At 33.9% G+C, this 15,603-nt stretch carries 15 protein-coding genes and 1 pseudogene; 8 read left to right on the top strand and 8 right to left on the bottom strand.

Annotation, left to right across the window (positions count from 1 at the left end; all coding sequences use genetic code 11):
- The first annotated feature begins 78 nt into the window (after positions 1-78).
- Complete coding sequence (locus tag Q0A18_RS02255; RefSeq protein WP_292008545.1) at positions 79-1,989, top strand: M1 family aminopeptidase; 1,911 nt, start codon at positions 79-81, stop codon at positions 1,987-1,989.
- Positions 1,990-2,033: 44 nt separating this feature from the next.
- Here Q0A18_RS02255 and Q0A18_RS02250 read toward each other — a convergent pair whose 3' ends face one another.
- A complete protein-coding gene (locus tag Q0A18_RS02250; RefSeq protein ID WP_292008544.1) occupies positions 2,034-2,366 on the bottom strand; it encodes a helix-turn-helix transcriptional regulator in 333 nt (110 codons plus the stop codon).
- A 165-nt stretch (positions 2,367-2,531) separates the two neighbouring features.
- Here Q0A18_RS02250 and Q0A18_RS02245 point away from each other — a divergent pair, with 165 nt between their 5' ends.
- The 4 genes from Q0A18_RS02245 to Q0A18_RS02230 all read left to right on the top strand — a co-directional run bounded on the left by Q0A18_RS02245 (position 2,532) and on the right by Q0A18_RS02230 (position 5,589).
- Entirely contained in the window at positions 2,532-3,062 is a 531-nt protein-coding gene (locus Q0A18_RS02245; RefSeq protein WP_292008543.1) for a hypothetical protein, read from the top strand.
- 109 nt (positions 3,063-3,171) lie between these two features.
- A complete protein-coding gene (locus tag Q0A18_RS02240; RefSeq protein WP_292008542.1) occupies positions 3,172-3,747 on the top strand; it encodes a thioredoxin family protein in 576 nt (191 codons plus the stop codon).
- Positions 3,748-3,834: 87 nt separating this feature from the next.
- Positions 3,835-5,031, top strand: coding sequence for a glycine C-acetyltransferase (kbl, locus tag Q0A18_RS02235; protein WP_292008541.1), 1,197 nt, complete (start codon positions 3,835-3,837; stop codon positions 5,029-5,031).
- 24 nt (positions 5,032-5,055) lie between these two features.
- Entirely contained in the window at positions 5,056-5,589 is a 534-nt protein-coding gene (locus Q0A18_RS02230; RefSeq protein WP_292008540.1) for a hypothetical protein, read from the top strand.
- A 48-nt stretch (positions 5,590-5,637) separates the two neighbouring features.
- On the opposite strand, the gene Q0A18_RS02225 is transcribed toward Q0A18_RS02230, so the two are convergent.
- A complete protein-coding gene (locus Q0A18_RS02225; RefSeq protein ID WP_292008539.1) occupies positions 5,638-7,578 on the bottom strand; it encodes a T9SS sorting signal type C domain-containing protein in 1,941 nt (646 codons plus the stop codon).
- 242 nt (positions 7,579-7,820) lie between these two features.
- On the opposite strand from Q0A18_RS02225, the gene Q0A18_RS02220 reads away from it, so the two are divergent.
- The 3 genes and pseudogenes from Q0A18_RS02220 (at position 7,821) to gldG (ending at position 10,833) form a co-directional block, all read left to right on the top strand.
- Positions 7,821-8,375 carry a CopD family protein gene (locus Q0A18_RS02220; protein WP_292008538.1) on the top strand — a complete coding sequence of 185 codons (555 nt, stop codon included), beginning with the start codon at positions 7,821-7,823 and terminating at the stop codon, positions 8,373-8,375.
- A 55-nt stretch (positions 8,376-8,430) separates the two neighbouring features.
- Positions 8,431-9,158 (top strand): annotated as a pseudogene (locus Q0A18_RS02215) (ABC transporter permease).
- Positions 9,159-9,162: 4 nt separating this feature from the next.
- Positions 9,163-10,833: a gliding motility-associated ABC transporter substrate-binding protein GldG gene (gene gldG / locus Q0A18_RS02210; protein WP_292008537.1), complete on the top strand. Its 1,671-nt coding sequence runs from the start codon at positions 9,163-9,165 to the stop codon at positions 10,831-10,833.
- A 54-nt stretch (positions 10,834-10,887) separates the two neighbouring features.
- On the opposite strand, the gene Q0A18_RS02205 is transcribed toward gldG, so the two are convergent.
- From Q0A18_RS02205 to Q0A18_RS02180, 6 genes are all read right to left on the bottom strand, one after another.
- Complete coding sequence (locus tag Q0A18_RS02205; protein WP_292008536.1) at positions 10,888-11,802, bottom strand: response regulator transcription factor; 915 nt, start codon at positions 11,800-11,802, stop codon at positions 10,888-10,890.
- A gap of 28 nt (positions 11,803-11,830) precedes the next feature.
- Entirely contained in the window at positions 11,831-12,670 is an 840-nt protein-coding gene (locus Q0A18_RS02200) for an SDR family NAD(P)-dependent oxidoreductase (RefSeq protein WP_292008535.1), read from the bottom strand.
- Between the two features lie 167 nt (positions 12,671-12,837).
- Complete coding sequence (locus Q0A18_RS02195) at positions 12,838-13,209, bottom strand: helix-turn-helix transcriptional regulator (protein WP_292008534.1); 372 nt, start codon at positions 13,207-13,209, stop codon at positions 12,838-12,840.
- 271 nt (positions 13,210-13,480) lie between these two features.
- A complete protein-coding gene (locus Q0A18_RS02190) occupies positions 13,481-14,089 on the bottom strand; it encodes a hypothetical protein (protein WP_292008533.1) in 609 nt (202 codons plus the stop codon).
- Between the two features lie 5 nt (positions 14,090-14,094).
- The gene (locus tag Q0A18_RS02185; RefSeq protein WP_292008532.1) at positions 14,095-14,904 is read right to left on the bottom strand and encodes a DUF2314 domain-containing protein; all 810 of its coding nucleotides are present in this window, start codon (positions 14,902-14,904) and stop codon (positions 14,095-14,097) included.
- A 207-nt stretch (positions 14,905-15,111) separates the two neighbouring features.
- On the bottom strand, positions 15,112-15,588 hold the full coding sequence (locus Q0A18_RS02180; RefSeq protein WP_292008531.1) for an ester cyclase: 477 nt from the start codon (positions 15,586-15,588) through the stop codon (positions 15,112-15,114).
- Positions 15,589-15,603: the final 15 nt, after the last annotated feature.

The following is a 15,603-nucleotide window of genomic DNA, read 5'->3' as shown; positions in this document are numbered from 1 at the left end:
TAATTAGATTAAAAGGTTTTTTTTATCTTTAGACTCTAACACAAATATAAAATACAAATGAAATGTTATTATCTATTTATGGCTATTCTCCTCTCTTCATTATTTTATGGGCAGACATCTGAGAATAAAGAGTCTAAAAAAGCATTGATGGCGAAAGAGATGAAATCTTTTGTTAATAAGATGTCAGCAGGAAATATTAATCCTAATACACTTAATTATGACCTGCAATATCAGAGAATGGACCTTGTTCTTGACCCTGAATATGAAAATATTGAAGGATCTGTAACCTCTCACTTTAAACCTAATCAGACTATTAGTAATATTTATTTTGATTTCTCTGATTCTCTCACGGTTTCCCAGGTAAAATATCATGGATCAGATTTAACCTTTCAGCAACTGCCAACTAAGGAAATTAAAATAAATTTTCCTGGATCTTTACCCTCTAATGTATTGGATTCATTAACTATTTATTATTCAGGAATACCTGTCAGTGAATCTTTTTCAACAGACTATCAAAATAATACGGGAGCAGCTGTTCTTTCTACATTGGATGAACCCTATGGTGCGCAAGATTGGTTTCCGACAAAACAAAGTATGAATGATAAAATAGAAAGATTTGATATTAAAATAACCACTCCCTCACAATATAGTGTGGCTGCAAATGGGAGGTTGATGTCTGAAACAATCTTGGCTAATGGGCAAAAGCTTACTTTCTGGAGAACAATGTATCCTATAGCAGCTTACCTTGTAGCTCTTTCTATTACGGATTTTGTAAAGATGAATGATACTATCGGAAATCCTCCTTTCCCTTTTGTAAACTATATTTATCCTAGCACAGCCAATAATACTGCCTCTATGTCTAACATTGAATGGACAAAGCAGATAATGAATACTTTTGAGACTTATTTTGGTCCTTATCCTTTCAGGAATGAAAAATATGGACATATGGAATATAATTATGATGGTGTTTGTATGGAACACCAGACTATGTCTTCTATGAGTAGCTGGGGTAAAACTACTATTGCTCATGAGCTGGCTCATCAGTGGTTTGGAGATAAAGTAACCTGTGGAACGTGGAATGATATATGGCTGAACGAGGGGTTTGCTACATTCGGAGAACATCTGGCTAATGAGAAACTTTTGATGACGCATACCCAGTTCTTATCTTATTTGCAGGATCAGAGAAATTATGTCACCAGTGCACCGGGAGGAAGCACGTATGTAGCAGATGCAGACCTGGCAGATGTAGATACAATTTTTAGTGGAAGACTTTCTTATGCTAAAGGTGGTTATATCGTGAGGATGCTTAAGTGGATATTGGGAGATTCCTTGTTTTATCAAGCTGTTCAGGATTATCACTCTCGACCGGGGCTGGCTTATAATTATGCTAAAACTGCAGATCTGAAGGCTTCATTATTACAATCAACAGGAAAAGATTTTACAGAATTTTTTAATGACTGGGTCTATGGAGAGGGATATCCTACATATAATATAAAATGGAAACAGGGATCAAATCAGAATATTACCTTTAAAATTTCTCAGACTCAAAGCAGTCCTACTGTAAATTTCTTTGAAATGCCTTTACCTGTAAAAGTGAATGGAACAGGAGGACAGGTAGCATATTTTGTATTGGATAATACATATAATGACCAGTATTTTTCAGAGTCTGTCTCCTTTCCAGTAGCCAGTATCGAATTTAATTATGAATATCAGATTCTTGAAAATAATTCAATGATCACACAGGATGCAACCCTAAGTACAACTTCTTTTGAATCGGACCCATTTACGGTTTATCCGATTCCAGCCAGAAATGACATTCACGTAAAAGGACTTAAAAAAGAGGAAGAGTTTGTAATCTACGCATTGGATGGGAAATTATTGAAAAAAGGCAAAATTAATCCAGGGAAGTCTGTCGGTATTACTGAATTGATTCCGGGAATTTATATTTTGAAAATCAAAAATAAGAATATTAAATTCCTAAAAAATTAAAATAAAAAAGCCTTCAGAAAATGAGGGCTTTTTTATGTTTGATATCAGATATTTTCCAGCAACTCTATTTTTGCTCTCAATTGAGTATTTTCATCTTTAAGAAGTCTGATGTAATCTTGAAGGCTTTCAATCATAGAAGTATTGATATGATTCTGTATCTTAATACCTGTGGAGTCCGGAAAACGATCCTCTTCAAAAATATCTTCAATGGCAACATCTAAAAATTTCGCTATTTTTTCCCATTCATTTTTTATTATTTTTACTTCACCATTTTCTTTTCGGCAGTAGTTTGAAATGGCAGTACAAAGAAAATCAGCCATTTGTTTTTGGGTGATTCCCTTGCTTTTCCTTATGAAGCGCAGTTTTTCCTTTTGCATGGTTTTAGTTTTTACAAATATGAAAATTATTTTATAAATAAATTATATTTGAGCTTATTTTATGCAAATTTTGCATGTTATTGCAAAATAATTGCAAACTAACTCTCTTTTTTGTGATAATTTATTATTTATTTTCGTGATAAACTAATCTTAAAATAATATATCATGAAAAAAACAATGTCAATTTTGAGTACTTTATTATTGGTAGGGATTTTAACCCTAAGTTCGTGCAGCGGAAATGAGGATTCGGAAACTCCGGTGGCTTTATCATCTCAAAATGTTTCCTCTTCAGGAGCCAAAACCGGAACCTTGGGAAATACCACATCCAAGGCAATTGATGGAGGAGGAGTAGGATTTGCATTTGATCTTGGAAGAGCTTCAAAAGGTTGTATGGGCTTTGGAGTATGCAGATTAGCAGCTTTCTGGATTACTATTATTTGGAATAAGGATGCTACAAGGGCTAATTATCCATACACCGGACTTATAAGAGAGAGCTATAGTGATCCTTCTAAGTATGCTGCTTATATCGAACTGAATAATACTATGGATCCGAACCAATATGATACCTCACTTTTTTATGTAGATGAAGATATTGATGTTAATAATAAATATGTGATTAAAGCAGGAGTCTATCAGCTGGATAATTCTATCGGGGACTATGGAGGCTATGAGTTATCTGTAACTAAGACCAATTAATTTTAAATTCATAAAAAGAAAATAATTAAATTTACCATTCCATGCCATTCATAGAATGGTAAATTTTTTTAACCAAAATGAAAACTCTTTTATAAACAATCGAATCATTATGAAATTATTTTTAATTCCGGTATTATCCTTAGTAAGCTTCTTATCGTGGGGGCAACAAGGCAGCTGTTACTTGCAGCAATCCAAAAATATAAATCTGACAACAGTTGATAAAAATGATCTGCAGTGTATTGCAAGAAATTCGGATAAGCCTAATACGGTATTTTACACGCTAGCGAGCTGGTGTGCTCCATGCATTAAACATCTTCCTGATGCCTTACGACTTGAAAAAGATTATAATACGAATGTTTACGTATTATTGGTAGAATCAGAAGAAGACAATAGGTTAAAAAATGCTGTTAAAATTGTAGAAAATGAATCTATGGATGCCAAAATGTTGGTTTTGAAAGATTCCGTATATGAAGGAGGAGTTAAAAAGCGTAATAAGGCTTTTATAAATGATATTACCCCTGCTCAATTTGAAATAATCCCTGACTTCTCCAAGTTTATAGTGATTAATGATAAGGGAGAAGTAGTAATGGTAACTAATTGGAAAGATTATAAAAAGCTGGATAAAAAGAATGTGGAAAATGTTCAGCAAATGCTGTCACATACTGTTGTTCCTCTGATTCAGTAATTGTTATCGCATTATGGAAAATTGCCAAGCTGTTTCAGGGATGAAATGGCTTTTTTTATTAAATTAGCACATCTAAAAATTTATAGAATGATTTCTGAAAAATATCTTGAAACTTTACAGAACGAGCTTAAGAATATCGAAAATGACGGGCTTTATAAAAGAGAAAGAATTATTACTTCTCAGCAAAGTGCTGAAATCGAAGCCAACGGGAAAAAACTATTAAACTTTTGTGCTAATAATTATCTTGGGCTATCCAATAATCCGGAAGTAATGAAAGCCTCTCAGGATATGATAGAATCCCATGGATATGGGATGTCTTCAGTTCGTTTTATTTGTGGGACTCAGGATATTCATAAACAGCTTGAAGAGAAAATTGCCGGTTTTTTGGGATTAGAAGATACTATTCTGTATGCAGCTTGTTTTGATGCTAACGGAGGTGTTTTTGAACCGTTATTTACTGAAGAGGATGCTATTATTTCCGATGAGCTGAATCATGCTTCCATTATTGACGGAGTTCGTTTATGTAAAGCAGCAAGGTACCGTTATAAAAATAACAATATGGAAGATCTGGAAGCACAGTTAATCGCTGCTTCTGAAAAAAAACACCGTTTTAAAATTATTGTTACCGACGGAGTTTTCTCAATGGATGGTATTGTAGCAAACCTGAAAGGGGTTTGTGATTTAGCAGATAAATATAATGCTTTGGTAATGGTGGATGATTCTCATGCTACCGGATTCATAGGTAAAACAGGTCGTGGTACCCATGAAGCTAATGAGGTAATGGGTAGAGTAGATATTATTACTTCTACATTAGGAAAAGCATTGGGAGGAGCACTTGGAGGATTTACTTCCGGTAAAAAAGAGATTATTGATATGCTAAGACAGCGTTCACGTCCCTATTTATTCTCCAATTCATTAGCTCCTGGGATTGTAGGTGCTGCATTGAAAGTGTTGGATATGATTTCTGATGATACTTCACTAAGAGATAAAGTGATGGAGAATGCTGAATATTTCAGAACCCAGATGAAAGCAAAAGGATTTGATATTCCTGATGGTGATGCTGCTATTGTTCCTGTAATGCTTTATGATGCTCCACTTTCACAGAAAATGGCAGAAAGATTGATGGATGAAGGAATTTATGTAATAGGATTCTTCTACCCGGTAGTACCGAAAGAGAAAGCAAGAATAAGAGTACAGTTATCAGCTGCTCATACAAGAGAACATTTGGATAAGGCAATTGCGGCTTTTGAAAAAGTAGGAAAAGAGCTGGGAGTAATTTCTTAGGTCAACCCTTTAACGCGAGTATTTATGAAAAAGATCTTCTTATTGGCGGGCTTTATTTGTTTTCAGTTAAGCTTTGCACAAAGTATTTTGGACTTAGGTCTTTATAATATGGAACTGCAGGGAATGAAACCGGTAAAAGTAAATGAAGAAATGAAGAAAATAGGAATTACCCGTATTCCTTTTAATACTGAGGATACAACTTTAATTTCTAAAATTGCAGGATCAGATATAGCCGCTAGGATAAAGTCTTTATATATGCTTCCTTATGAGGATCCTAAAGATGATATCAATGACGGAGGGGTTTATATTTATCAGTTTAATACGAAGACTGATCTGGAGGAATATCTGAAACAGAATTTTGAACAATCCAATTACAGGGTTTTAGTTAAAGATAATTTCTTTATTAAGATATGGAGTGACTATTCCCGCCATATTAAAGGTAAAGAAACCAGTGAAGACCATCTGGACAAAATGGAAAAGTATTATCTTAATCTGGGAGCTGAAAGAATAGAGCTCAAACCGGATGAATCTATAATTGATTATACAGTTTCACAATAAATAAAAACGACCATCTCAGATGGTCGTTTTCTGGTAAAATAAGTATCCTTATAAGGATACTTTCTTGGTAATGGTTTTACCGTTGTCCAGCAGAACCGTTACAATATATACTCCTTTTAATAAAGTATTTGTTTGGGTTCTGGTACTTTGCACTGAGGATTGATTATAAACTTTTCTTCCGTTCATATCAAATACACTTACTTCTTTCATAGGTAGATCTGAAATGATCGTCAATGAACTGTTATTTGGAACCACATTTATGTTTTCAGATTTAATTGCCTTATCCGATAATTTTTGAAATTGAACAGTGTATTCCTTAGCAACAACCTCAAATATAAGATCATAGTATTCGTATCCCGTAAGAGAAATACCATTATTTTTATATTCATTGGATGAAACTGTTTTAATGATTTTATTATCTTTTAGAATATTAATGTGAGCAATGTCCTCAGGAGAGGCATTGAGAATAAGACGGTGATCCGAATCATCTTTTACCGCTTCTTTATATTCTACCATTGCAGGGGTAGACTTTACAAAAGGAATTTCTTGGCTTTTTCCGTTTACTTTAGCCTTGATCAGGTAAACCCCATCTTTTAGCGAAGAAATATTATTCTCTGTAAACCTTTGACTGGAAACTTTCTCTGTACTGAAGTTATAAACCTGTTCTACCTTAATATGATCTCCAAAACTCATGTCTATGCTGGATTTTCTGAAAATATCAGGGTTTTCCTGAATGTCATTTGTATTTTTAGAAAATACAGATCCTATAGCGGCCCATTGATTAAAGAATCCTCCGCTTCTCAAAGTATTGAATTTGTAGTTAGCTGCCAGTATATAAGGAGCTATTCCTCCTACGTGGCCTAATGGTCCCCACCAGAATTTTTCAATTTTATATTTGCTTAGATCCCAGAAGGGATAGTATCCTCTTTGTACAGATTCAGTTTTTGGTGTACTGTTGGGGTTTACAATAAAATCAGGATCTGAATATCCTAGCGTACTCGGAGTCTTATTATACCAGTTATAATTGTCATTGGCTTTCAAGCATTGTTTTAAAGGATGATTTGGATTATTGGTAACACTTGAAATGAACTGGGGTTTAAATACTTCTCTCCAGACAGGATTTCCCCATAATAAACTTCCTGCACGATTAGTTACATTTTTTGTGTAATCATCGAGGTACGCAGGAGCTATGATTTCTGCCGGACTGCTGTTGTAGACATTATAACCTGTCATTTTACACATATTAACAATATAAGAAGGAAGTGCGGGAATAGGGAATATGGTTTTATCCATCACTCCCAGCTGAAATGTAGAATAAGATACATCAAATGGTCCGGCACCGGCATACATGTATTTGAATTTAATTTCATTGGTTTCCGAAGCTTTTTTTAGAGTGGCCATTGCAGCATGCCCACCCTGGGAATATCCCGTAAGGAAATATTCATCATATCGTTTGATATTTCCGATCTGGTCGATTACTTTATTGGCCGCTTTAATAAAATCCAATGTAGCAGTAGCTTCGGTATCGCTGTTGAGATAAGGGTGTGTGCCTTCTCCGCCCCCCATTCCTACATAATCGGGAGCCATCAGGATATAGCCGTTCAGGGCAAAACCGATTTCAAAGAAAATCATCAGTGAAAGGTTGGAAGGTACCATTTGTACACCCTCGGTAGTTCCGTGGGTGCTTACAACGGTAGAAAGCTTATAATTGGTGTTAGGAACCATGAGAAGCCCGGTTGCTTTCACTAAATTGTTATCTTGATTGGTAGTATAATATTCTATACGATAAGCCCTTAATCCTACATTAAAACTATTTAAATAACCTAATAATTCTGCAGGAGTATTAACCCCTGCCTGGGATCCTATAAAATTAGCTACTCCGGAAGGTGTCAGATCTAAATTAGATTGATAGGAAATAAGATCCCCTGCGCTTTGCGCGTAAATGTTGGCTGCTAAACAAGTAGCAACAAGAAGTTTAATTATTTTCATATTCATATTATTTTGTTGTTCTTATAAAGGTATTAGTATTTATTTTATTGTTGTTTTTTTATATTGTTTAATTATTATTCATTATATAATGATTTAATTGAACAAGTGTTTATTTAATTTGTGTTTTTATTGTGATTTTATTATTTATGGATATTTTGTTTTACTTTATATGAAGTACAAAAACTTTTGCTTTAAAAAATGCTGATAAATGTTCTATCTTTGCATGAAAATTATTCTATATAATGCTTTACACCATTATAAAAGCGCTGCACATTATTTTTATGGTAAGTTACTTTGCCGGGATTTTTTATCTCGTAAGGTTATTCGTGTATTATAAAGACACAGATGATTTTATTGGAGAAAAACAGAAAATTCTGAGGGAGCAGTATACTTTTATGGCAAAAAGACTATGGAATATCATCACTATTCCTGCCGGAGTGATTATGACCATTTGCGGAGTCATCATGATTATATTGAATACAGGTCTGATGAAAACCCCTTGGTTCCATTTAAAACTTACCTTTTTAATCGGTTTAGCTGTTTATCATTACTGGTGCTGGAAAAAAGTATTGGAATTGAAGAAGCTTAATGGAAATAGCCTTCCTACTGCCAATATAAAACTGAGACAGTCGAATGAAATAGCTACTTTCATTTTATTTCTGGTAGTGTTTACCGTAATATTGAAATCTGCAGTAATTACATATTGGTGGCAATTAATTGTAGGTTTTCTCGTTTTGGTACTATTAATAATGATGACGGTAAAACTGGTGAATAAAAATAAGAAGAATAAATCCTAAAATTAATTTGATGAATAGGTAAAGAAATACTTCATTTACCTGAAACTAATACTATATGATTGCAATTTTTAAAAAAGAACTTTGGAGTTATTTTGGAAACTGGAGCGCATGGATTATTATTGCGGCTTTTAGTTTAATAGCAACTCTTTTTTTGTTTTTTTCGATAATGATTCTAATATTTTTGAAATAGGAATAGCTTCTCTTCAGAGTTATTTTGTATTGGTTCCTTGGTTGCTGATGTTTATTATTCCGGCACTGTCCATGAAAACTTTTGCGGAAGAGCAGCAGACAGGAACTCTAAACTGGTTGTTTTCACAGCCTTTGAAAGTTTCAGAATTGGTATTAGGGAAATTTTTATCCGTTTGGGTGGTGGGAATTCTGTGTCTTATTCCATCTTTGATATATCTTTATACAGTATATGTTTTGGGAGTTCCGGAAGGAAATATAGACATGGGAATGACCCTTGGAAGTTATTTTGGACTGATTATCCTGATTGCAGCATTTTCCGGAATAGGTATTTTAGCCTCTTCATTATCCCAGAATCAGATTATGGCTTATTTACTCGGGGTTTTTATGAGCTTTATTATGTACTTTGGAATTGAGCAGTTGGCAAGTTATAAATTATTAGGCGAAGCCGATTTTATCTTACAGAATATAGGTCTTTATCAGCATTTTTTAGGGTTTACCAGAGGCTTGATAGATTTTAAGGATGTGGCTTATTTTGTTTTCATTATAGGTTTAACGTTAGTATTGTCTAATCATTTTATCAATAAAAAGAAGTAGAATTATGAAGAAGATATCATTTAAATCTCCACTAGGAATTTTATTATTTGTAATTCTGCCCTTATCTGTAATTCTGGCTGTTTCAGGAATAAGACTGGATTTAACAAAGGAAAAAAGATATACACTTTCTGAAAATACTGTTAATGTCTTGAAGTCAGTTAAAAAGCCACTGACGATTGATGTTTATCTGGAAGGAGATTTTCCCGCAAGCTTTAAACAGCTTCAGGGAGAAACTAGATTTATGCTCGAAGAATTCAGAAAGATCAATTCTAAAATAGACTTTAAATTTATAGATCCCATTAAAACTAAAATGTCTCAGGATACTCTGATGGCAATGGGAATGCAGCCTTCCATACTTCCTGATGTAAAAGATGGAAAGGTTTCACAGATTGTACTTTTCCCTTATGCGGTAGTGAAATATTCAGATAGAGGAGTTTCTATTCCGTTAGTGGTGCAGCAGACCGGGATTGATGCGGATCAGCAGCTGACCAAATCCATTGAAAATTTAGAATATAATCTGGTATCCAATATCAAGAACATTTCGAGAGATAAAAGAAAGAAAATAGGAATCCTGATTAATCAGGATGAATTAAGCCCTGATGAATTTCAGGGGTTTATGCATCTGGCATTGGAAAACTATGAAGCAGGTCCCATTATTCCTAAAAATCAGACCGAATTGACTTTAGCAGATGTGCCACTCTTAAAACAGATGAATGCTCTGGTTATTGCAAAACCCAGAAAAGCGTTTACAGATGGTGAAAAAGTAATTCTGGATCAGTACATCATGAATGGAGGTAAAACCCTGTGGATGATCGATGCGGTAAATGCTGAAATGGATACATTGACAAGATCTAAAAAAGTAATGCCTTTTCCTGTAGATATCAATATGACCGATTTCTTCTTTAACTATGGAGTAAGGATTAATCCAGCCTTGGTAAAAGATGTGAAGAAATTTGCGCTGTTAAGGCTGGTAACAGGAGAGGTGAGCGGAAACCCTCAGTATACCAGCTTGCCATGGCCTTATTTTCCATTGGGAATAGCAGAACATGATCATCCGATTACAAAGAATATCAATCCTGTAAAATTTGAATTTCCGACCTCCATTGATACATTGGGGGGAAGAAAGAATATAAAAACACATGTCCTTTTTGAGTCCAGTGAAAGAACACTTTTAAAGCAGGTTCCAAATTATGTGGACTTAAAAGAAATTGCAAGTGTAGACAGCCTTGGACAAATGGAAAAACCAAGTACTCCAAAAATTTATGCTGTAGCTTTAGAAGGTAAATTTAATTCTGCTTATGCTTCCCGTATTGAGAGAAAATCCTATCCTGGTTTCAAGACGGAAAGTCCTGAAAATAAGATGATCATTATTGCCGATGGTGATGTGGGAAGAAATAAAGTGATTAAAGGTGAGCCTTTACCCTTAGGTGTAGATCTTTTAACCAATGAGCAGTTCGGAAATGAACAGTTTCTGAGAAATGCACTGGATTATTTACTGGATGACAGTAATCTTATGGAACTCAGAAACCGTAATATCGAAGAACGGTTACTGGATAGGCAACGGATTACGGAAGAGAAAACAAACTGGCAGTGGTTTAATCTATTACTTCCTTTAGTGGTAATCGGGGCTTTGGGAGGATTATTCTTCTGGTTAAGAAAAAAGAAGTTTAGTTAATAAAAAGAGAGAGATTTAAAGACATTTAAATCTCTCTCTTTTTGTATAATCTTTTTAATTAAACAATTTCCTAAATTCCAATGGAGATTGATTCGTTTTCTGTTTGAATAACTTACTGAAAGATTGTGGATGTTCAAATCCCAATTCATAGGCAATTTCACTTACAGATAAATGAGTTGAGCTTAAACGTTCCTTGGCATAATCAATAAGTTTATTTTGAATATGTTGCTGAGTGTTTTGCTGAGTATGGATACGAAGCAAAGTACCCAGATAATTAGGTGAAATATTCATTTGTTCCGCAACTTCCTTTACTGATGGGATACCATTTTCAAGAAGTTTTCCATTTTCAAAATATTGAGAAAGTACTTCATAGAACTTGTCCAATAACTCATGGCTGGATTTTTTGCGCGTAAAAAATTGACGCTCATAAAACCGTTCCGAATAAATAAGTAATAATTCCAACTGGGCAATAATAAGTTCCTGAGTATACTTGTCAGTATTGGTCTGATATTCCTGTTGAATATTTTTAAGAATGTCTGCAATGGTTTTTTCTTCTTTATCAGATAAAAAAAGAGCTTCTTTCACTTCATAGCTGAAAAAGTCATAAGATTTAATTTTCTTAGATAGAGAAGTATTCCATAGAAAATCAGGATGAATAAGAAGGAGAAAACCTGTAGGTTCTATTTTTACATTGGGGTTAATCTCAATTTTAAGGAATTGAAGAGGGGAGATAAAACATAGAACAGCTGAATCAAAATCATATTGTTGTTGGCCGTAATTGAACTTTGCATTAACATTCCGCTTTAATCCTATAGAATAAAAATTCTGTATCCATTTCAATTCTGCTTCATCTGCGGGATATTGGACTTTACTGTAATCAATAAGGCTGATCAGCGGATGTTCAGAGTTAGGAAGATTACAGAAAGCATGGAATTCTGAAATAGAATTAAAACGGAATATCTGTTTCATAATAGCTAAGTTATTAATTAATTTGCAATTACAAAGCAGTAGATAGAGTATAATTTTTCCACTGTTCAGCGGCCTGCAACATAATGTCCGTTTTATTTTTTAGGATATCATAAGCATCTATTCCCAACAATAAATGTAGCGGTGGATTTTCCTCTTTACTTATTGAAATTAAAACTTCCGCTGCTTTTTCAGGATCATTGGGCTGATTGCCGTTGATCTGATCGAGGTGAGCCTGTTCGGAGTTTCTTGCTTCTTCATAAGCGGCAATAGGATGTTCAGGGGTTTTTGCGGAATCTTTGCTGAGAAAATCTGTACGGAAATATCCAGGGTATACAACAGTTGCATGAATTCCAAAACTTTTGGCTTCTTCAGACAATGATTCTGTAAGTCCGGCTACTGCAAACTTGGTGGAACAGTAAATACCCCACCCAGGAAAGGATGCGGAAAATCCGCCTACAGAAGAAATATTGAAAATGTGTCCTGATTTCTGTTCACGGAAATAAGGCATGGTATTTCGGATGATATTGAGAGTTCCAAATACGTTGATATCAAAATTAGTTCGCGCTTCTTTATCTGAAAGTTCTTCCAAGGTTCCAATTTGCCCATATCCTGCATTATTAACTACAACATCCAGCTGTCCGAAATGACTTATAATTTTTGCAATAGTAGATTTGACAGCTGTATCATCTGTTAAATTTAATTCTATGGGAAGAAAATTTTCAGAAATGTCTCCGATTTTTGAAACTAATGATTCTACAGATCTGCTTGTTGCCGCAACACGGTAATTCTCGTTGAGTAATTTCTTTACCAAAGCTAATCCCAGCCCTTTTGAAGCTCCTGTAACGAGCCATACTTTCTTTGTGTTCATTTTAATATTTTATTTTAATACCACAAAGATGGTAAAATGTCAAACAGAAAATGTAGCCCAATCAATGAATCGTGTAATCAAATCGTGAATCTGTGATGTTAAAAAAAGAGAAACCTTTGGGTTTCTCTTTTTTATGCTGAAAAATATCAGCTGATATTTTCTAATTTTTAACTCTGCGATTTCAATTTTTGTAGTTCTTCTTTTAAAGCTTCATTTTGTTCTTTAAGAACTTTAATATAATCCTGTAAATTTTCTACTATAGAACTGGGAACATTATAATATTGGTTGAAATAACTTCCAGAATTGTCATTGAAAGTAGTATTATCATGGCTATTATGTATTACTGCTGTAGGTTTGTCTTCTTTTATTTCTTCTACAGGCACTTCAAGTGCCTTAGCCAATTTTTCCCATTCATCATCATAGATTCTTACATCACCACTTTCCTTTCTGTAATAATTAGACACATCCGTAGACAGAATATTAGACATATACTCCTGAGTGAATCCTCTTTTCTTTCTTAAATTTCTTAGTTTTTCCATAATAATGTCTTACCTGTGTTTTGTACAAATATAGAAAAAATCAGATGTAACTTTAAAGGAAAATAAGAATGAATAACAATGAATTCTCATGTTGATGAAAAAACAAAAGATTCTTAGACTTTATTTCAATACTCCGAATATAGATATTCCTAATTATTCTGCTTGCTTTTCAGGAGGCTAAAATAACTTTGAATAATTAAATTAACTTTAAATGAAAAGTTGTAATCAATCTTTGATATAAAAAAGAAGCTTTTAAGCTCCTCTTTTTATTTTAATAACTGTTACTTTTTAAAGTATATGACCTGAAAATATCGGCTGTGCATTCCTTTTTTTCTTTTGTTTTAGAAAGAATAAACTCAAGCGTGGGCTCAGATTCCCTAATAATCAGATTTTCCCCTTTTTCATTAATAATACTATCCTGTAAAGTTTGCCCTCCTAAAATTTCTAATGTATACCACCCGTTTTCAAGAGATATATGAGGTTTATTTTGTGTGAATTCCTCTATTGTGGATTCTTTAAAATTATTAAGGGCTCTCCATGTAAATAAATGGAGGGTTTCGCTTTCTATTTTTAAAATATATCCACTTTCTCTGATCTGTAGTTCGCTATCAGTTTTTAGTAATTCAGGAGTTTCTCCGGAAAGATTAAAAATAATGGTGTAAGGGTAGTTTTCTATACCTGCCAAGGGAATTAATATTCCTTCTTTTACTGCATTATCACCACTTTCATAGGTAGTAAATTCAGTTGCAAGATCGTCAGGAAGATGATGTAAATCCTTGTAATTTTTCAATGAAATCAAATCTCCCAATAGAAAATAAGAGATCAGGTCATTGAGTACTTCTTTAAATTTATAAACTCTGCTTGAGTGTGGATCAGGCATAAACTTTAATTGTTTTCAAGTATGGGAACAATATGTTTCCAATTCATTTGTTTTGCAAAATCTAATGCTGTTTTTCCACTATGGGTTTTTACATTCTTATCAGCCCCTGCATTCAGTAATACCTCTACAGAAGTTAAATTGCCTGCGATGGTTTCCTTATGAAGTATGGTATATCCTTTCTCATCAGTATGAGTAAGCTCCGAAGGATATTGTTGTATAAATTCAATTAGTTTTTCCTTCATGTTTTTACTCATAGGATGCTCTATAAGATTTTCTGGATGAAGTTTCTGTTCATTAACAACCTGTATATCATTATAATCTCCAAAGTCCAATCCCCAGGCATTATCATGGGATTTCCTGTCAGATTTGGACATTTCTTCACGCATCACCTGAATAGTAAAACCTCCGTAAGCTTTTGGAAGCGGAGCAGAAGAAAATATTTTCGAAAGACCTTTAGGCTGACTTTGATAGACAGCAAAAAGCCAGTCGCTGATTTCTTCTAAAGGAACCTCCACAGGATCGCCTACCTTTATATTAGTAATGTCATTAGGCTGGTTAATTAGAACCCCTTTTACATGATCACCGTCAAAATCAATTTCATTGATCCACATATGCTCAATTGTGGGTTCGCTTGCCCCTGGCTTATCCTGAGCAAAAGCTACTTTTACACAGGAAACAGTAAGACCCGGGACAATTCTCCTATACTCCCAGGATTGTTCTCTCCAGAAATATTTAAAGGTTTCCTGCGCTTTTTTGTAAGCATCAATCATTTTCGGGCTGCTTCCATCAGCAAAAAATACGGGACTTTTTTCCATAGTGTTTTAATTAAGTATAATTTATATATAAATTATTATAGTTTAATAATAATAAATTTTAACAAAATTATTAAATATAAAATATTGTAAAAGTGAATACTAGATAATTCATTTAAAACTGAGAAAATTCATATAAATGGTGAAATTGGATCAAAAAAATATCCGAAGAAGTGCGTCTCCGGATATGCTAAGAAGATGTATGTTTTTTTAAAACATAGGATGCGGATTTGCTGATTTCTCAGGAACATCCTGATGCACGTCCCAATGCTCAACTATTTTATTGTCTTTTACTCTGAAAATATCAATAGTTGATTTCAATCCGCCATCGGGTCTTTTATTCTTTAAATGGACAAAAACGAGATCTCCGTCTGCAGCTACATGTTGTACATCTATTTTAGTTTTCGGAGCTCCTTTTAGCCATTCTTGCACTCCCTTTTTAAAAGCTTCAGCACCATCCGCTACTTTTGGATTATGCTGAATGTATTCCGGAGCTAAATACTGATCTATTTTATCAAAGTTTTTATCCCCAAAAGTACTTTGATAAAAATCTAAAACAAGTTTTTTGTTTTTTTCATTCTGCGCAATGATTGTGCTTGCACTAGAGCTGTTGTCAGATTCTTTTTGTTTAGGAGAAGAACAACTCCACAATATAGCTCCTAAGGCTACATACCGAATTAGTTTCATAATTTTTTTATTTAT

Source organism: Chryseobacterium sp. (genome assembly GCF_022712095.1).
In the GTDB taxonomy this organism is placed as follows: Bacteria; Bacteroidota; Bacteroidia; order Flavobacteriales; family Weeksellaceae; genus Chryseobacterium.
The sequence above is the reverse complement of the archived record's forward strand: the minus strand, read 5'-3'. Positions and strand labels throughout refer to the sequence as shown.